This window comes from Pseudomonas sp. NBRC 111131 (assembly GCF_001320525.1).
Taxonomy (GTDB): Bacteria; Pseudomonadota; Gammaproteobacteria; order Pseudomonadales; family Pseudomonadaceae; genus Aquipseudomonas; species Aquipseudomonas ceruminis.
The window spans coordinates 57,005-74,772 of record NZ_BCBH01000029.1 but is presented as its reverse complement, the minus strand read 5'-3'; the positions used below and the strand labels follow the sequence as shown (position 1 = coordinate 74,772).

General features: G+C 52.9%; 16 protein-coding genes. 10 read left to right on the top strand and 6 right to left on the bottom strand.

Features of this window, described 5'->3' with window-relative positions:
• The first annotated feature begins 865 nt into the window (after positions 1-865).
• The 6 genes from APH34_RS22025 to APH34_RS29785 all read left to right on the top strand — a co-directional run bounded on the left by APH34_RS22025 (position 866) and on the right by APH34_RS29785 (position 5,502).
• Entirely contained in the window at positions 866-1,504 is a 639-nt protein-coding gene (locus APH34_RS22025; RefSeq protein WP_023662208.1) for a hypothetical protein, read from the top strand.
• Between the two features lie 88 nt (positions 1,505-1,592).
• On the top strand, positions 1,593-2,699 hold the full coding sequence (locus APH34_RS22020; protein ID WP_371263319.1) for a lambda-exonuclease family protein: 1,107 nt from the start codon (positions 1,593-1,595) through the stop codon (positions 2,697-2,699).
• A 95-nt stretch (positions 2,700-2,794) separates the two neighbouring features.
• Positions 2,795-3,340, top strand: a complete 546-nt coding sequence (locus APH34_RS28885) for a hypothetical protein (protein ID WP_063977446.1) — start codon at positions 2,795-2,797, stop codon at positions 3,338-3,340.
• 380 nt (positions 3,341-3,720) lie between these two features.
• The gene (locus tag APH34_RS29340) at positions 3,721-3,870 is read left to right on the top strand and encodes a hypothetical protein (RefSeq protein WP_154670349.1); all 150 of its coding nucleotides are present in this window, start codon (positions 3,721-3,723) and stop codon (positions 3,868-3,870) included.
• Between the two features lie 162 nt (positions 3,871-4,032).
• Positions 4,033-4,317 (top strand): hypothetical protein, encoded by a 285-nt coding sequence (locus APH34_RS22015; protein ID WP_004577630.1) that lies wholly within the window; start codon positions 4,033-4,035, stop codon positions 4,315-4,317.
• A gap of 24 nt (positions 4,318-4,341) precedes the next feature.
• Positions 4,342-5,502 (top strand): hypothetical protein, encoded by a 1,161-nt coding sequence (locus APH34_RS29785; RefSeq protein WP_054902908.1) that lies wholly within the window; start codon positions 4,342-4,344, stop codon positions 5,500-5,502.
• A gap of 85 nt (positions 5,503-5,587) precedes the next feature.
• Here the strand turns inward: APH34_RS29785 and APH34_RS22005 are convergent, their stop codons facing one another.
• Positions 5,588-5,956 carry a histone-like nucleoid-structuring protein, MvaT/MvaU family gene (locus APH34_RS22005; protein ID WP_004577632.1) on the bottom strand — a complete coding sequence of 123 codons (369 nt, stop codon included), beginning with the start codon at positions 5,954-5,956 and terminating at the stop codon, positions 5,588-5,590.
• 109 nt (positions 5,957-6,065) lie between these two features.
• Here APH34_RS22005 and APH34_RS22000 point away from each other — a divergent pair, with 109 nt between their 5' ends.
• Positions 6,066-6,389, top strand: a complete 324-nt coding sequence (locus APH34_RS22000) for a hypothetical protein (RefSeq protein ID WP_039614028.1) — start codon at positions 6,066-6,068, stop codon at positions 6,387-6,389.
• A 39-nt stretch (positions 6,390-6,428) separates the two neighbouring features.
• Here the strand turns inward: APH34_RS22000 and APH34_RS21995 are convergent, their stop codons facing one another.
• Positions 6,429-7,046 (bottom strand): hypothetical protein, encoded by a 618-nt coding sequence (locus APH34_RS21995; RefSeq protein ID WP_023662212.1) that lies wholly within the window; start codon positions 7,044-7,046, stop codon positions 6,429-6,431.
• A 306-nt stretch (positions 7,047-7,352) separates the two neighbouring features.
• Here APH34_RS21995 and APH34_RS21990 point away from each other — a divergent pair, with 306 nt between their 5' ends.
• From APH34_RS21990 to APH34_RS21980, 3 genes are all read left to right on the top strand, one after another.
• Complete coding sequence (locus tag APH34_RS21990; RefSeq protein WP_023662213.1) at positions 7,353-8,168, top strand: HDOD domain-containing protein; 816 nt, start codon at positions 7,353-7,355, stop codon at positions 8,166-8,168.
• Between the two features lie 16 nt (positions 8,169-8,184).
• Positions 8,185-8,841: a hypothetical protein gene (locus tag APH34_RS21985; protein WP_039614026.1), complete on the top strand. Its 657-nt coding sequence runs from the start codon at positions 8,185-8,187 to the stop codon at positions 8,839-8,841.
• A gap of 111 nt (positions 8,842-8,952) precedes the next feature.
• The gene (locus APH34_RS21980) at positions 8,953-9,882 is read left to right on the top strand and encodes a hypothetical protein (protein ID WP_054902907.1); all 930 of its coding nucleotides are present in this window, start codon (positions 8,953-8,955) and stop codon (positions 9,880-9,882) included.
• 7 nt (positions 9,883-9,889) lie between these two features.
• Here the strand turns inward: APH34_RS21980 and APH34_RS21975 are convergent, their stop codons facing one another.
• From APH34_RS21975 to APH34_RS21960, 4 genes are all read right to left on the bottom strand, one after another.
• Entirely contained in the window at positions 9,890-11,173 is a 1,284-nt protein-coding gene (locus APH34_RS21975) for a RepB family plasmid replication initiator protein (RefSeq protein WP_054902906.1), read from the bottom strand.
• Positions 11,174-12,800: 1,627 nt separating this feature from the next.
• On the bottom strand, positions 12,801-13,268 hold the full coding sequence (locus APH34_RS21970) for a hypothetical protein (protein ID WP_054902905.1): 468 nt from the start codon (positions 13,266-13,268) through the stop codon (positions 12,801-12,803).
• Between the two features lie 2,261 nt (positions 13,269-15,529).
• Positions 15,530-16,453, bottom strand: a complete 924-nt coding sequence (locus APH34_RS21965; RefSeq protein ID WP_177328664.1) for a ParB/RepB/Spo0J family partition protein — start codon at positions 16,451-16,453, stop codon at positions 15,530-15,532.
• 110 nt (positions 16,454-16,563) lie between these two features.
• Positions 16,564-17,685 carry a ParA family protein gene (locus tag APH34_RS21960; protein WP_004574780.1) on the bottom strand — a complete coding sequence of 374 codons (1,122 nt, stop codon included), beginning with the start codon at positions 17,683-17,685 and terminating at the stop codon, positions 16,564-16,566.
• Positions 17,686-17,768: the final 83 nt, after the last annotated feature.

The following is a 17,768-nucleotide window of genomic DNA, read 5'->3' as shown; positions in this document are numbered from 1 at the left end:
AGAGGAAAACCTGTTTATCAGTCCATGTTCGACATCACCTGAGGCAAAGTTAACGGATACTCCCACTGGAGAAGCCAGTCAGGTCCGAGGTCGCGAAGCCTCCTTTGTAGTCAGCAACACGGTAACGGGTTAGCGCATTACCCACATACCGCCTGATATCTCCGCTCCCTAATGCATCCCCTGTGTTTGCCTCTGTGTTCTCGACTCGGTGATGCACCGCCAGTTTTGAGATCAGACAATAGTCGAGTCCGGGCTTCTCCCAGGAACTGACAACACAGCTGGACGATTAGGTCGAAGCGGTTATCCCTCAGGTCGCTCACCACTACGTGAGCAGCGCAAATGACTTCCCCGGACATAGGTCCTTACATAGCAGCCAGGTGCAACTGGTGGGGATTCGCAAGCTAGCCAAGCAGGACGTCGTACTGCTGTCGACTATCCTAATGGCGATAAAGAGGTGAGCTCAGTCTTGGTAACGGTGGATTCTCCACCTACAGCGCCGCGGCAGCTGTGGTTACCAGGACTGGGCTCTTTGTATATCAAAGGCCCAGTTTTTTTGTCTGTCGTTGGCAGCCCGGGCTGTCGGCTTCTTACCCTAAGTCGTGAGTTACCCTGCCTCTCTCACGATTCCCAGTGACGCTAGGCCGCCCACTGACCCACACCTCCTCTGCCCTCCTCTTGTCCTGCTACACATCTCCGTGTTTTTGTACGTAGACCAACACCGCGAGCTTCTGATGGGGATTTACGGAATTGCCCAATCCCGCATCGATGCGCCACTCCACTTTCGGCACAATCATTTTGCCACTAGCCTGGAGCACCTCACCCCAGTATTATAGTTACATGTTATCAAGACTCCTGAGGCCTCCACGTGATCAACAAAGCAATCGCCGCATTAGCTGCCACCTGCGTCATCATCGCCTTACCAGGCTGTGCCGCAAAACCAATCACCGTTGAGGAAGGCTCGGTACGCGTTCAAGCAGCTCAGATCAACGCACGGCTTGTGGATGGCTTGACAGTAAAGGCTGTAACCGAAGACGCCGCCCTGGCTGATATGACTGCGTATGTGAATGAGGCTCTCAAGAAAGCTGGCTACAACCAGACTGCGGGCGATGCCAAGGTCACCTACACAATCAGTGAGGTCTATGCGGGTCCAGCCTCAGAGTACAAAGAAGCCCATACTGCCGTTGGCAATGCTGTGGCTACGGGCGCGTCCGTGGCTGTCTCTCTCACGACCTGCTTACTGTTGAGCAGTTGCAGTGACCCCGGAGTACTGGGGAACAACGTCACCTCAGGCCTAACCGCAGCATCTGACGCAGCACAAAACACCAACGGCCAGAACGTCGACAACCTCGCTGGAACGAACCTGGTAATCCACACGGTTTGCCAAAATTTCCGGGGCTGCGCCAGTTCAGCTGCTGCGTCGTCAGATCCCTCGATGACGCTGGATGATCTGCGTATGCAAAACGCTAAGCTGGGTATTCCTCGCACGATGAGGATCGGCGAATAACGCTGGTGCCGTATGCGACCGGCTGCTTGGCAGCCGGTCTTCAGGGTTTGCGCCCTCCCCCCTCACTTCTCCTCTCCCCCCTTTGCTCATGGAGCTAACCAAGGGCATCAAGATTCAGCTAGTACGTTATGCATCTCCCGTTATCAGGCCTCCCACCGTTCCGGTGCAGGTCACGTTTCCAGGAGATCGCAACATGGCAATGCGCATCATCACGGGCCCAGAGGCTCAGCAAAACTCAGCTGCATGGTTTGCCTGGCGAAGTGGAGGGATCGGAGCTAGTGAGGCGCCCCAAATTATGGGGACGTCGAAGTTCCGAAGCTCATACGAACTCTTCCGTCTCAGGCTAGGCATTGGACCTCCCCCGCCAGCGAACCCCTTTGTCGATCGAATTCGCGCTAGGGGCCATCAGTTGGAGCCCGTAGCAAGGGCTGCCTACGAAAGGCACACCGGCAGCACCGTAACGCCCATCATCGCTGAAAGTGACTCAATACCGATCATCCGTGCATCGCTAGATGGCTTCGACCCCTTCCAGCAGATCCCAGTTGAGATCAAATGCCCCGGGGAGACTGCTCATGGGCTTGCACTCAAAGGAATCGTCCCACCGGAATACATTGACCAGGTTCAGCACCAGATCTTTGTTGCTGAAGCCCGCTTCGCTCATTACTACTCCTTCGACGGATCTAACGGGGTGCTGCTCAAGGTCCCTAGAAATCAGAAGCGGATAGATCAAATCCTCAAGGCCGAGCTCGACTTTTGGGACCGGCTACAAACAGGAAAATGGAGCACTGATGAATGGGAGGCTGCAGCGGCCGCCTGGCAGCAAGCAAACCGGGTCCTTCAGGAAGCCACTGCTCGCGAGGAGGCAGCCCGGAGTGCTCTGTTATCGCAGATGCCCCCAGGCCGCAAACGACATCAAAGTGATGGTGTTTCTGTTCTGCTTTCCGCACGTAAAGGGAAGGTCGACTGGCGTGCCTTGCTAAGGGCACACGGTGTAACGCTGACTGAAAGCCAAATTGATGCCTACAGGAACCCCTCTGTAGAGAGTGTGATTGTTCGGGATCAGTTGGGTGCCCCCCTGAGTATCCCTGCGCTACCGGCGGTGAAGAACCCATACACTGTTCCTCCAACCGCACACTCTGGCCAGCCAGCATCTCAACCAACGACTCAAGACCTGAAGAGGGATTTCATCTTCTAACGCCACACAGCCCCCGGAAACGGGGGTTTTTTTTGCCTTCTGTTTGCACAGCCATGTGCAGCATCACCTTTCATAAGGTAAACCCAGGAGACCGAATGAAACGTATCAATAGGCATGTATCCACTTGGTTTGTCACAATCTTTATTTACATTGTTTTAGTGGCAATGACAGATGTGGCGAACAAGCTAACGCTGTTTGTTTTGACAGTCCTTATATGTTTTCCAGTAATTGCCTGGTGGAAAACAGGGGATTTTACATACTGGCCAGCACTCCAGACTCAGCCCCCCCCCTCGGAATTTAGATCTCGCAAAACATACGAACACAGACATACAGAGCAACCTCAGCGCAAGCGGGATACGCCTAAGTCCTATGACCTGAGCGACATTCCATATCCCCCCAAAAGAAGCAACGCCTCAAGCCTCAAGTGCCTCCCCCAAAGCAACGGCATAAGCCCGCGCCCGACAGTAAAGCAGCCTAACGTTGCTCAGTGTGCCATCCTGACAAAAAGGACCACGCAACCGAGCAAAGTAAAGGCTATACCTGTAATTGGATCTACCGGAGACCTGTTCGAGAGTGAAACCAGCATGGTAGACACCTCAGACGACATTCTCATTGTTCCTGATGGCGATGTCTTTCTCTAACTGCACCACATAAACCAGCGCCTTATTTAAGGTGCTGGTTTTTTATTCCAAAAATAAACTACACTTTCGATACGCCATCCCTAAACCGCATTTTTGCAGACATAAAATCGTGCATACCAAATTTTGCACGCATTAAAGTTAGCTTACTACGGAACTTTTCTGGCGCCGATTCGTTGACCCCTCCGACATCACGTCCCTATAATTTGACAAACAGCGCCAATCAACGGACTAGATAGGGATACTGTATGTCTTTCAGCTTTGACACATACCAGGGAGCTACGGAAATTGGTCTTTCGTCGCTCGGGTGCCTTTCAACAGATGGCAAGCCAAATTGCCCGAGATTCAATAAAAGCTGCTCCAACAAGTGCGCGTCGAAGTGCATGCGCAAAGCGATGACAGACTTCCCAGAAGCTAAGACGGAAATTTTGCTTGCAGGTGTCGTCATCGCGTCAACTTTTGCATCTGATGTCACAGAGGTTCGTGCGGCACTGTTCGGCTTCGAACAGGCAATCCAGCTGACCTGTATCTGACCCCTCCTGCCTCACCAATCTCATGCCTGCGTAATGCACAGTACAACGATTGAAACCTGCCAATCTTCCACATACGCGTTATGGATTTGATTGACGTTATCTGTCACGTACGTATAATCAATAAAGGCGACCCTATGTGGCCGCTACCAGAGGTAATGCTTCATGATTCACGAGTACTCCCCAATCGAGATCGGCCTGGACGCCCTTGGTGTTGAGCCTGGTCAGAACCCCAGCACAGTGTTTGGGGTGGATGACCTCAACAGAGCGGACCAGATGCGGATAGTAGGTGAGCGGATCGAGCAAGCGATGAGTGCCTACCCTGAGATCAAGACTGAGATCTTGGCTGCCGGCATCAATGTCCTCCTTGATGTCTCCAGTTCTCTGGCGCAATTCAGGAGTGTCGCTCTCCCTCAACTGGATCGATCTGTGGATACCGTGGCTGCGTAGGATTGATAAATCAACGAGCCCTTTATGGCAGTAGAAAAGTTTGAAGCCCTGGAGCAAGAAACTGCTTCAGGGCTTGCACTAGGCACCGACATCGAGCATCTCCCCTCCTCCGAGCCTTCCGGCCCTCCCTCGACCTTCGAAAAGCTGTGCGGGACTTACATCTCGAACACGGACCGATCGCGCACCTTTGTAAACCGCTTGGCCTACGAGATGGACCGCGATGAGCGCGTCCGCAAAATCTGCAGGGTGAAGCTTCGGCAGAACAAGTGCGAACTCACAGATTTTGATGAGGTCATGCAAAGGACGCTTGAGGTCTTCTTTGGCTCGATGCTGGCAAAAATCGAAGATCAAGACGCTGTGTATGCCGTTGTCTACGCAGTAGCGCATAACGTAAGTCGAGAAGTCCTCCGGGACCGCCAGAAGCTACTGATCAATCATCGCTCCATCGAGGACATGCAGGAAAAGGGTGAAGAGCTGGAGCAGGTCGGTTTTGCCGACCAGGTAGAAGTAGACCACGATCGAGATATCGATACAGAAGCTGCCACCATCAAAATGGCCGCAGCACTTAAACGAGTGATCAACGGAGAACAAACAGTGGCCAGTTCCGGCATTTATGCCATGGATCAAGATCCAATGGTGCGCCTTGTACAACCTAAGCCTTCGGACGAAGAGCACGAGACGGACACTACGTCACAAACCAAACCAGCTGACGCTAGCACCAAGCGTCCTCGCGGCGGCAGCCGTGCCGAGCTTTCGGCAGATCAGCAAGAATTGGTCAAGATTGGCTCTGACCTGGGCTTGCGCAATCAAGATTATGCCTTTGCCCTGGGTATCGGTCTCCCTCGCCTATCCTCCTACATTTATGGTCGTACAGCGTCGGTGCCGGATGAAGTAATGGAAAAGGCTCGGGGACTTCTGGCAGAAGAACCGCACCGCAGGGAACGCCTTAAGCGTTTCGACCGAGACATGAGCGTCATTCTGACCGATTGGATGAAACGCCTCGGTACCAATGACGACGAAGACATGGGCACCACACTTGGGGTGACCAAAATGACGATTTACCGGTGGCGCAACAACGAGACCAAGCCCGATGCAACGGCTCTAGCTCGGTATGAGCAGCGGATTGACTACGAAATTCGTATGAGAAAAGCTGTAGAGCAGCGGCTTCAAGGTAAGCGCTCTTAAATATAAACCCGCACATATGCGGGTTTTTTTATGGCCCAAAAAACCGGCCTCTGCGGCCGGTCTTCAGCTGAGGAGCTAGGCTTGCTTAGTTCTTCCATCCTTCAACGACATCACCGCCCCACTGCGCTTTCCACTCTTTCAGCTGCCGGTGATTGCCACCTTTGGTCTCGATAGTCTCACCGGTGTGTGGGTTCTTGTAGACTTTGACTTCACGTGGCTTGCGCTGCTGGCGATTGCTATCAGGGCTTGTAAACGATTTGCGCTGAACCGAAGCCGGATCGAGAATAGCGATTACCTTGCCCAAATTCGCATCGTACTCTTGCATCAAGCTCTTGAGCTTCTCTTCGAATTCAATTTCGCGCTGCAGACCAGAATCATTCTTCAGCGCTTCCAAGGCAGAAAGTTGCTCTTGCAGAGCTTTTTCAGCAGCGCGAAACTCAGCCAGCTTGCTCATCTGTAACCCTCAATGATGTAAGATTCAGAAAAGTAAATATAACTAATCTGTATAAAGAATTACTATACCTTAGGTACAGCGCATTTTCTACTGACTCAACGGAATTTCTATGATTTGCAACGCTGAAACCTATGCGGCAAGCGGCCATCACCACCACATAGCAACACTTCTAGCTGGCCGGAGCTTTGAGGGTGTTTACTTGATTGCAGAACCACCCGAAACCACATGCATTGATGGGGAAATGGGGTTGATCTTCATCGCATCCGATCTGACTGGCCGTATCAAATGTCTTGTTGATCCTGTGCGGGCGGGATGGGTGCAGGGTGAACACTTTGCGAGTATTCGAGTGCTACTGAAAGGCCAGGTGATTCTCATCGAGGATCAGCTGTGTGCGCGCATCAGCGAGTTACACCAACTGAAAATACAGTGGTAAAAAAAAAGGACCTTCTGGAGAGTGTCCAGAAGGTCCTTTTTAAACCAAGGCCCGAATGCAGGCCTTGCTCAGTGCAACACGGGTGATGCTCGCCATCGTCAGTACTTGATATGCGGCAGCAGCCCTCCCTTCCTCCAGTGCCGCAGTCGCCAGCACCAGCAGTGCATCGGCCGGTACGAGCGCAAACTCGGCGGAACTGGAATCTTCGAAATCAAGGGTAATTTCCTCATCATCTGCCACCGTAGCGCCTGAACATAAACCGTCAAACGTATGAGGGGCTTCGGATAGGATGAGGTCGAAGAACTCAACAAAGGCGCTCAACTCGCTGGCAGAACCAGCAGAGAAGATACGGCCTTTGTCGAGGGAATTTTGAACGGTGTGGATCACATACTCGACAGCTTCAACTTCACTGAGGAGGTCCTGGCCAGCCGACAGAAGTGCGTCCTGAACAGACGAACCAGTCGCAGCATCCGCGAGCCCGGTGACATCTAGGTCTCCCCCAAAATCGCTGTAGCGACACTGGGCAAGCACCTTGATCTGGGCTTCGTAGGATGAGTCGGCATGGACCTCATGTGAGAACAGCTCCCCGTTGGGGAACAGCCCGGAAATCAGCAGGGATCGAGTTTGCGCTTGAGTGTGTTGAGGGTGCGAAATCATGTGGGGTCTCCTGAAAGAGTGTGCTGTTAAGGCTTCTCGCCTAACGGCCTTGCTTCAAGGGATGTGTCACATGCGTTTATAAAGTGAAATCACGAACACATAACGTAAAATACCAAACCATGGGACAGTGATACTGTAGGCGTATTTGTACGAGATAAAAAGTTGAGTAATTACTTCACTGTGGCCATTTGATCCCATCTGCGTTGAGCCTCACTCCTTGAATGATTAATGACCATGCCCCATCAAGACGTTACAATTTGACATTCTACCTCTGGATAGCTGACTCATATTCTCATTGAGATTTTTATGAAACCCCTGGCAAAAATTTTTCAGAATCCTGCAGCCTTACCAACGATCTCCACGGTGGTAATGGAACTGCTAGCGATGTCGAGGGACCCTTTAGTACCGCTGGCAAACATTGTGAAAGCCGTGAGCCTTGACCAGGCTCTCGCGGCGAAGGTGCTACGCACTGCAAACTCTGCTTATTTCGGCAGGAGCGGTACTATTTCCCGTCTTGAAGACGCCATATCGACCATTGGCATTCACAATTTCCGAACCACCATCATTACCACCGGCCTATTGAAGGCGCTGCCGGACGCCCCAGGCATTGATATGCCGACCTACTGGAAGATGGGTTTGCATACCGCATTCATGGCTTCCTTTCTGGCCGAGAGCATCGGAGCTGACCGAGATGTCGCATTTACGACTGGTTTGATGCAAGGCATTGGCGCACTACTCATTCACCTCGTAATCCCCGAAGAAGCTTGTGTCGTAGTAGAGTCCGTAGATCCATTCGACTTCGCGGGCCGACGTCCCGTAGAGCAGATTCAGCTAGGATTTGACAATGCTGAGGTTGGTGCAGAGCTGCTGAAACGCTGGAAATTCCCGGCCCCAATTCAAAAAGCGCTGCAAACGTATTCCAATAGATCACCGCTACCCGATATCCTTGGCCAATTGCTATCAGTATCCTCGACCTATGCTTACGGCGTGGTTATGGGGTTGGATAGATCGTCACTCGCAGATCAGATGGACACCGAGATCATAAATTCCTTAGGTCTCACTCATGATTTGTTGGATACCTGCCGACAACGTGTGTCTGAATCTGTGCTGATGATCGGTTAAGAGAGAAGGATTTGTAGTGAACCCAGGGCTCCGCCTTTATCAGGCCATAATCGATAGATCTGAACTGCTATCGCTCCCTTTCCAAGAAGCCAGCAAAGCTTGTGGTTTCACCGCTGACACGTTAGCGAGTTGCTTTGGGGATGAGTCAAAAGCCAAGCCGCGTGCCCTCCACGACGAACTGGATCGAAAACGAATCGACCTGATCGCTGCATTTCTTGACTGTTCTGGTTTTCGAGTGCTGCAGATGGCGGACGTTTTCCGCTGGTCGGATTACTGCCTTATCCAGCAGTCCGCGATGTTCAATGCGAAAGCAGTCAGCGAGAGCCATGAGACTGCAGCCTATTTCGAGGACGTCACAAAGGCAGACGTCGCCTCTTCTCCAACCTTCATCCTGGATGAACTGATCGCAGCCACCTGGTCTGAGAACCTAAAGGAGGCGGCCGAAAAAATTCATGTCCCTTTTGAAAAGCTCAACTCATGGCGCACTGGGCGCCCAAAACCCTCACTGCGTGATCTTTCAGCGATCAGGGTCGTGGCGAAGCATATTGATATCGGAACCCCACTGATCATGATGGCACTTGGCGTCCTGGAGAAATCTGATTTCTTGCTGGGTGGCTGCTCAGTCGACATAGAAGATGAGCTGAACAAAGCCTTAGACATAGAAATACTATAGGGCAATCCAAGCATACCAATAGAGCATATAACACGTATTGATAAGAATTTCCTGTATTGCTAGTATCCGTTAGGCAAGTAACGGTATTTCTTGAGCCAAGGGTTTTCTTATATGCGTTTTGATGCCCAGTCTGCATCCGCCAAGCTCTCTAGTTTACGAATCCCAATACCGTCCAGCGATGTGCTCGATGAGGTTTACCAATCAGAGGGCGATGCCCTTAGTGACGCGATCGAAAGGGCGCAAGCTGGCGACCACACTGCCCTGCACTACCTCAAAGGGATTTTTTTCACGATCCTCCCGGGGTGTGTCGAGCGCATCCGCGTAGCCAATCTGCCACAACCGTCTTTGCCTGTGCTGATCAACATCGGGAAGGTCGAAGGGCCGAAATTTTCTCAGCAGCTCAAGCAGTGGTCGGATAGCGGGTGTGCTGACTCAGATATTGGCAGGTATCTCTGTGACACCTACAGAAGCTTACATCAGCAGTTCTCCTCCCCTGAGGAACAAGAGGTGTTGATAGAGGCCGCCGAAATCCAGAGTAGTGAAGAACCAGCTACCTCTGAGCTATCGAGCGAGTCTGCAGACAAGAAGACCTTCGTCACTCGGCATGTTTACGGGGCGAAGGTGGCCTTGTGCTTCCAATCTGATACAACCAGAAGCGGAGAGCATACGATTCGGATCGAAGCTGCCGAAGCAACCGCGTCCCGGACGTTCAACTGGGCCGAAAAAATCAGTATTCAGCTTTCTGGCCGCGAGCTGCCTGGTGTGCTGGCCACCTTCATGCAGATGCAGACGAAATTCGATGGTAAAGGCCACGGTGCGCAGAACGAAAAATGGTTCACCATCGAGAATCAGCCAGGGAAAGTGTTCATCTCGGTGAACACGAAAGGCCGTCCGCCGAGATCGGTACCCATAGGTCCAGGCGACTGCTTCGGGGTTGTGACCTTGCTCATTGAGCAAATGCTAAAGAATGCCCCTTACCTTTCGGCCGATACCCTATTGAACCTGGTGCAGCGGACCGCGCAAATGGCTAAGCCCGCGTAACAAAGCGTCAGATCTTGCCGGCACTAAGCAAGAATTGAAGGAGCGTTTCCGGGGTCGGAGTCTCAGGGAAGCGTTCCTGGAACAGGATTGCCACCAAGCAATTGGTCACCATAGGGGTCAATCCTTTGGTTCGGTACTGCCCGTAAGCGAAGTCATCCTTCCTCAGCTCGGCGTCATACTTCTCTGCCAGCTCGTTCTTTTCTTCATCCGACAACCCCTGGAACTCGCCACGGATAGTCTCGCGTTGAGCAGCTCCCCACTGCTCCAAAAGGTCTGCCATTTGATTCGTTGGTGCTGCTTTCGGCGCTGGCTTTGGTTTCGAAGCTGGCTTAGTAGCGTTAGCCGATGGCTTCTGGGATTTGCCAGATTCCACTCCCTTCTGTTGGGTTGGCGCCTTGGCGTAGTTGTTGGCGACCGCAGCCTTGAAATATGCCGCGGGACTTGCAACGTTGGCCCCTTCCTTGCGCATTTGCGCTTCTGTGTAGTCAGCTTGAGCTAGGAGGTATTCTTCATCATGAGTCATCCCGAGCTCATCGATATCCTTTTTGCTCAAGGACAGTGCTTTCAGGCGCTTGGATACGTCCTGGCTAACCAGCTCCGGGGATGGTCCCAAGTCTAAGCCTGGTTGAACCAAGGTCTCCAATTTGAACCAGAGTTTATCCATCTTCCGGTTGGCCTTGGTCACGTGCGGAGTGATGCGGAATCTTCGCTCGATGCTGTTCACCTGGTCGATAGCACGACCAAGCATCTTGTTGAAATCGCGAAACTCGGCGTGCGGAGTGGCTGATCCAGATAACACAACGCTCCACTCAGACCAGTGCGCACGGTAGGTCTCACCCATGGGTGAACCAAAATAGCGTGACGTGATCTCGTGGAGCGTGAGCGCTGAAAAGCTTGAAAAGTGGTACTGCATCCGCAGATCGATCAAATTGAAGATCGCTGGGTCGAGCAGCCGGCGTTTCAGATCTGGTGGGAACGAGAAGCGCAGGGTTTGCCCATCCTCAAGGATGTAGGCTTCAGCAATTAGGTTTGCGATACCCCACTCGCTTTTTCGGCCAGGGCTCTCACCTTTGTAGTCAAACTCAACCTGCGTCTGCGACATGCTCACGAGCACCTTTTTGAGGTAGTCGCGGCTATTGGACGTGGTGTGTCCAATGTTGTCTTCGACGTCTCGAATCGGGATCTCGTGAACCATCTCCTCCCGTGGCCGTTGCTGGGCGAACTGCAGGAGCGTGTTGTAGAGTTTTCGCTGTAGGAAGGTGAAGTCACTAGTGGCGGAGACGTTTCGCATTGACAGGGCTTCGGTAGCCTTCCTCAGCTCAACGGCTTTGGATGGTTCGACATCTCGAACGACCTGGAGCTTTGGTGCTCTCTTGCGTCTCGCTGGACTAGTTTCCGTTGTTGCTCCGGTTGTACGCTTTGCTCGCGGAGCTCTCGGTGTGGGGGTTTCTGAGTCCATTGTGAATTGTGCCATCAGTGACTGTGGTGGCACATTACTCGATCAATTGTCGTCCGGTCAACGAAATTACGGTTCCACCGTCAGTGGTAAATTGTGCCATGCCTAGAGAGTGCTTTTTGCTCTTCGCTTTTGACTCAAAATTGCGAAAGCAAAAAACCTACAACAGCTTGTTTCTGTTTTCACTGCTTTTTTAAAGCTTTGTTAGTGAAGCCCCCAAACCCTTACGCCACAAGGGCTACAGCCATTTTTCTGTGCCATCTCCAGGGCCAACAGTGCCATCTTTCTAGGCTTATGTGCCGGGGCTAGATGTCGCCAGTGCCATCCTTAGAGCTATGTGCCACGTTTAGTACCTTCCTGTGCCATTGCTCGAGGATCTCCTGAAATGTGCCGTCCCTAGGGATTGGGCTTCCTAGGCATGGCACAATTTGCTGGAGCCCAATAAATACGGTGCCTCCAGCTTATCTGCGGCTCATAACTGGGCATATGTGCGAGCCCTAACGATGGCACTCTTCCCCAAGATTCGCGGCACCCAAACGCGCTAATCCTCAGCAATTGCTTTAGCAATGCTCTAACGATGGCACATTTCGATTCTTGAGCCTTATCAGACACCTACAGAGCCTCCACTGCCCCTGACGATGGCACAATTGAGGGGGCAAGGGTAGTAAGCCCCCCCCGTGGACCCCCTCTCTTACCTGATAGACTCGACGCACATTGCCTCCGTCTCTTTGTACTAGTTGAACGGAGCTCGTAAACGGCATCGTTGATATAGTTTTCACTGTGAAAAGTGGCATAAGCCAGATGAGCTACTGCACTAAGCGTGGCACATCTGGAGTGGACGCTATCTCCAGGACCATCATCTAACGATGGCACATTTGGTGGGCGGATCCTGCTTTAGGCTCTAGGCGTGGCACATTTGGCAATCTAGGCGCTCTCGATCCTCTAGCAATGGCACAATTCGCTGCTTTAGCTCGTATATCGGCCGGCGGATCCAGGGGGACGGGCCGTTGAGAGGGGCGTTCATCTAGCAATGGCACAATTTGACGGCGCCAGGTTTTCACGTGAAAACCAATGAGCACAGCGATGGCAGGTCAACAATCTGCCGTTGAGCGGGCGTGCTGGAGCCCTGGTGCCGTATGGTAGTGGTAACGAGGTTGTGGTGCGTTCAGCGGTAGATCAACTGGCAACGGAATCGGGTCAGTCATGGCCTGTGACCTGCTCTGCAGCGGCTCTCTGGCTTGATGTGTGTAGCGAGTTTGCTGCGAAGGGGCCGACTGGTGCTAGACAACCGCTCCGGCGCTCATGTTAGCCGCCCTCCTACAGCACTCTGCCTCTCAGTCACTTCGCATACTGCAGTAGCTGCCTACCATGCTGTTGTTAGAGCCCTTACGCCAGCGTGGGTGGTGCCTGGCCAATTCGACAGGCAAAAAAAAACCCCGCTAAGGCGGGGTCGTGGGGTTTATCAGAATGCGAACATTGGATCACCTGTATCCACTGCACCATTCGACGTTTGGCTGTTTGGCGTTGCAGCATCAGCTGATGGCATTTGCTGGCTAGCTGGCTTTACTTTGGGTGAAACCGAGAGGCTGATGAATGGTGCTCCACCGTCAACGCCTTCCTTACGCCATCCCGCGATCCGCATTTCGTGGTTGAAGCCGAAGCTCCCCGCGTAGTCGGGACCCTTTTCCTTCTTGTCGGCCTCCTTGAAGAGGCTCGCGTTGATGCCACCCACCGACAGCGAATAGAACTTATCGTTCGTACCCTGCTTCTGCTTGACCCAGACGGCTACCTCAAGCTTGAGCTTCTGGTTGCGCTCCTTGTTCAGCGGGAACTCCATGTAGCCGACCATCACAGGTGCTGCGTCAGACGTGCGGTTCTTGTTTTCAAAGATGGTTCCAGAGCCTTCACTCAATACCAGTGCAATAGACATGCGTTTCTCCAGATCTGATTTGGGGGCGTTTACGCCATAGGTTGTACTGCTGATATGCAGCACATGGTTGTGTATCCGCTATGTAACACGTAAACGTACGCTATATGAATCGAATGATAGCAGGTTGTGGTTTGGCTCCGTGAACCTAAAGCACGCGAAGGATAGGACGGTACTCCATTGTGGTGGTACAGGACCTACCTAGGACCTGCTAGCACAAACCGTGGGAATGGGTACTGGCCTATATCCGCTAATCGAGTCAGCCGTGCTCGCTCCCTAGTCAGCCCGGATGATGCCTGTCGGCTTTCCACAACCAGAGCTGACCGTTGGGTTTTGCCGCTAAAGGTTGAGTCGCTTGGGCAGCATCAAACCAGGATCTATGGCCTGGCATGAGACATCCCTTTTCACTGTGAAATGCCAGGGACCAACCAGGCAGAGACACACGTCCTGGAACAGCGATCGAGGTGCCCTAGTTTTCACAGTGAAAAGTCTCAACCTTCTCGTGTTTCAAGCCTTGGCATGTGGCTCTGTACCTGGGAAACCTTTTCACTGTGAAAAGCCCGCGAGATGTTGATCGGCCTGCTCGTGTAAATCAGGTCTGGTCAGGCGACGCTTCGTTGATGCTCCGAATGATTGAGTCGCTTGGGAAGCATCAAGCTGTTCCCCCTTGGGGCAGCGCAGGTCTACCTTTTCACGGTGAAATGGTTGGAGCCACTCAAGTGGAGTCATCTACTGGAAAGTAGGTACATGCGTTAACAGCAAAAGCTGAGAGTCGTGGTGCTTGGAACTTAGAATCTGGTGACCAGGTTTCTACAGTGAAAACCTGGCATATCTCGTTCGAGCTGCTCTCGGCCAGTGGCTCTAAGCCGGGGATGCCTTTTCACTGTGAAAAGCTATCCATGATGAGGGTCGACCTGCCGGTGTGCATCAGGTAGAGGCGGAGCGACCGTACAAGCGTTACCCAAACAAGGGCTAAGGCGCTGGGTAGCATCAGCCCAGCAGCTCGGGACTGTTCCTTTTCACTGTGAAATGCAAGGCCCCCTCCGGCAAGACAGCTCTTAAGGTGCAACTGCATCCCATGGCCGGTAGATGGTTTGAGGCTCACAGCCTGGATCGGAAAATGAGGCGCGATTTTCACAGTGAAAAAATCAGGCAGGTCGCGTGCTTGCGCCCTTGGCCAGTTGCTCAAGATCAGGGAGAGATCTTTTCACAGTGAAAAGCCCAGCGGGATGCGTATCAGCCTGCCCGTGTTAACCGGCTCGCCTCACGACCAAGAACCTGGTTGTACCCAGTGAAAGGCTGCAGCTTTTGGACTGCATCAGGTCCCATTGAGTCGACGTTTGGGTATTCCCTTTCACTGTGAAAGGGCGGCTTAAGCCTATTTGAGAGCGTGGGGGGCCTATCCTCGTCATCCCCAATGCTTGCCACTATATGTGGATCGTTCGAGGCGCAGATGACGTCCAGGAAAGCTCATGATTTCACTGTGAAAGGGTGGTGATTAAAACCCTCGCCATGGGGTTGAGTGCTTGCAGTTGATGCGTGGTCATTCACAGTGAAAAGACAGGCAGGCCGAGTGTAGAACTGCCCAGACCAGTCTGAGCAGCTGGTTCGTTCACCGGCCCATGTTGAGGTGCTTTTCACTGTGAAAGGGTGAGCGGATCTGATCGACACCGACATCAGCCTGTGGGAGATGCCAGTGATATCGCTCTCGTTGATCTTAGAGCTCAGTTCTGGAGCGCAGCCTGTAGCCGGCAGTCAGGACGGGGCTCCAGTCTCATTGGGAAGCGTGTATGAGAGCTACAAATTCCCCCAGTCGGCGCGCAGTGGCTGGAGGCGAGGAGTCGGCCTGGGCGAGGGGCAAGCTCGATGGACCTTTTCACAGTGAAACGGTCTCCACGCGGGCATCTTCGTTGCTGCCCAAGCAGGTAGGACGATGTGCACAGTGGTAACTGTGCAGTGTGCAGTTATCACTGTGCAGTATGCAGTGAATGGTGCGTTGTGCGTGTTGGTTTGAGCAGCAAGATCTGATCACCAGGCTAATGCCGACTGTTAAGTCAGACGCCTGGTCGGGACACCCCCGATGATGAGTGAAAACTGGGCAACGGAACCTGGAATTTCACTGTGAAAAATAGGAGCTAAAAGGAGAAAACGCAGGATGAGATTTTCACAGTGAAATCGTGAAAAGCCAGAAATATCAGAGGATTAACCGGGGGAGGGCGTAGACGCCACGCCGCCGGAGGACCCGGCGGCGGAGTGGCAGCGAATTAGCTACGAGCTTTGAGCATCTCCTCGATGTAGGCGAGGACCTCCGCTGGATCAATGCCTTTGGGAGGGGTGAGGATCAACTTGCGCCCATCAATACGAGCGTCCAATTGGGTGCGCTCTTTATAGTCGATCTGCCGTGGAGGGATTGGTGCTTGAGGAGAAGTCTTGCGCCGGACCTCGCCCTTGGCCCAGTTGATTGCGCTGTCCTGGGACGCACCTTCTTTAATTCGGTTGGCGGCTGCCAGTACGGTTTCAGTATGTCCCTTGTCAGCTAGAGCAACCATCTCCGAGACAACCCTATTACCAATCAGGTCAGGATCTTCTTCCAGCAGTGAAATGACACCCACAGGCAGCTTGAAATAAGCAAGGCAGCGGCTGATCGTGGCCATGCTACGGCCGACACGGCGGGAAAGCTCCGCCTGGGATTGCACAACCTTGTCATCGAGAAGCTTCTTGTAACTCGCACCTCGCTCGAAATCAGTAAGGTCTTCCCGGGCGTCGTTGTCCGTAACCGACAAGATAGCCGCTTCAGCATCCGACAGATTACGGATGAGCGCGTAGATGTGGTCTTTGCGGAGCAGCTCATGGGCTAGGAACCGGCGCTCACCGGCAATCAGCTCGAAAGTACCGTCCGCTAGAGGGCGAACGATAATCGCGTTGTTGAGGCCTTTATCTTCAATCGTGTTTGCGAGAAGACCCAGCTTCTCAGGGTCGAACTTGCGGCGTGGCTGATACGTGCCTCGGCGTATGAGCGTCAAAGGCAAGAACGTCGCCTCGCCTGGCAAGCGCTCCCCGCTCAAGATTATGTCATCAAGGCCCGGCTCATGAACGTGATCCGCCTGAGCAACAGGTGCACGATCAAGCGGCTCTTTTGAGCTGCTTGTGTCCTCATCAAGGTGCAACTCACTCAGCACATCACTCATCGGCCGGAGGTTGGCCTCCGGAATCACTTTAGGTACGTGAACACCTTGAATGCTGCTCGTACCCTCAGCTGTCGGGATTACGGTTGGTTTGCCAATTGGGCTAGAGCTCCTCATTTACCCTTCTCCAAAACCGTTTTGATTCTTCCAACCATTTCCTCAAATACGCTTCGGAACGCCCCCAGAGAGTTTTCGCTACCTTGCTTCCAGAGGGAGAGAGGAACACCGTCTTCCAAGCTTTTCGAGTAGTCCTCGGAGTGGAACAACTGTTGTTCTGTGACCTTGCCGGGGAACAAGCTGGACAAGCGAGCGAGGTTAGCTTGTAGACGTGGGCGGTTGCGCATGTACATGGTGGGAATTGCAACGATCTCTGGGGCCCGGCCGAAATCGGAGCTCATTTCATTGATCTTGTGCGCCAGACGGGAAAGTGCACGGAAGGAGAATTTGTCCATACGGATAGGGCACAGCAGGAAATCAGCAGCGGCAAGGCTGTTACGGGAAAGCATAGTTCCAGAGGGTGCGTTATCCATGATGATCACATCATAGCTCGACAGGTCGCAGTGCGGCAGAAGGCCTTTGCGGGCTCGCTCGATGAAAAGCGAATACCGGAAGTCGGCGCCCTGGGCATTCCGTAGCACAACGTCCATGTCGTCCAGAGAATCAAACGCTGGGATGAGGTGAGGGCCATGCTCGCCGAAAGGTTTCTTGATTACCTGGTCTAGCGTCATCTCAGTGAAGTTACCGAGGCGGATCAAGTTGCCGAGATGGCCCTCAACAGCTCTATCAGCAGGGAGGCCAAGCTCTACAAGCTCTTCGGTTGTTTGGTCAGGATCATAGCCCAGCATGCTGGACACATCGGCTTGAGGATCGTTGTCGATGATCAGGGTTTTGAATCCCGCCAAAGCGAACTCGATGCCGATATTGCAGGTCGTGGTGGTTTTTGCGGTGCCACCCTTCTGTACGTACGTAGAGCAGGTGATGGGGCGGGAAAAGCCTTTAGTGTTTCCATTCCCGCGACGAATCGAGGCGATCAAAAACATGTCAGCGAGCGTGTAGCTACGAACCTCAACGGATCCACGAGCTACACGAGCGATGTTGAGGTCGTTTTCCTTCTCTATGGCCTTGAGGGTCTGAGTGCTTATCATCAAGCGTTCAGCCACAAATTGTGGGGTGAAGGTTAACTGAGTGAAATCAGTGAAAGTGTACTGATCGAGGGGAGTAGCAGCTGCAGTCATGTGATTTACCAGTGCCAAGTAGGTAGGATGACCGCATTCTCATACGAATCCATACGGTCAGACAAGCATAAATGCGTTTCTAC

Excerpts from the sequence above, each read along its gene's own strand:
- APH34_RS22020 (WP_371263319.1), top strand. The coding sequence starts at position 1,593 with ATGGAGCTAACCAAGGGCATCAAGATTCAGCTAGTACGTTATGCATCT.
- APH34_RS28885 (WP_063977446.1), top strand. The coding sequence starts at position 2,795 with ATGAAACGTATCAATAGGCATGTATCCACTTGGTTTGTCACAATCTTT.
- APH34_RS29340 (WP_154670349.1), top strand. The coding sequence starts at position 3,721 with ATGCGCAAAGCGATGACAGACTTCCCAGAAGCTAAGACGGAAATTTTG.
- APH34_RS22015 (WP_004577630.1), top strand. The coding sequence starts at position 4,033 with ATGATTCACGAGTACTCCCCAATCGAGATCGGCCTGGACGCCCTTGGT.
- APH34_RS29785 (WP_054902908.1), top strand. The coding sequence starts at position 4,342 with ATGGCAGTAGAAAAGTTTGAAGCCCTGGAGCAAGAAACTGCTTCAGGG.
- APH34_RS22005 (WP_004577632.1), bottom strand. The coding sequence starts at position 5,956 with ATGAGCAAGCTGGCTGAGTTTCGCGCTGCTGAAAAAGCTCTGCAAGAG.
- APH34_RS22000 (WP_039614028.1), top strand. The coding sequence starts at position 6,066 with ATGATTTGCAACGCTGAAACCTATGCGGCAAGCGGCCATCACCACCAC.
- APH34_RS21995 (WP_023662212.1), bottom strand. The coding sequence starts at position 7,046 with ATGATTTCGCACCCTCAACACACTCAAGCGCAAACTCGATCCCTGCTG.
- APH34_RS21990 (WP_023662213.1), top strand. The coding sequence starts at position 7,353 with ATGAAACCCCTGGCAAAAATTTTTCAGAATCCTGCAGCCTTACCAACG.
- APH34_RS21980 (WP_054902907.1), top strand. The coding sequence starts at position 8,953 with ATGCGTTTTGATGCCCAGTCTGCATCCGCCAAGCTCTCTAGTTTACGA.
- APH34_RS21975 (WP_054902906.1), bottom strand. The coding sequence starts at position 11,173 with ATGCGAAACGTCTCCGCCACTAGTGACTTCACCTTCCTACAGCGAAAA.
- APH34_RS21970 (WP_054902905.1), bottom strand. The coding sequence starts at position 13,268 with ATGTCTATTGCACTGGTATTGAGTGAAGGCTCTGGAACCATCTTTGAA.
- APH34_RS21965 (WP_177328664.1), bottom strand. The coding sequence starts at position 16,453 with ATGAGTGATGTGCTGAGTGAGTTGCACCTTGATGAGGACACAAGCAGC.
- APH34_RS21960 (WP_004574780.1), bottom strand. The coding sequence starts at position 17,685 with ATGACTGCAGCTGCTACTCCCCTCGATCAGTACACTTTCACTGATTTC.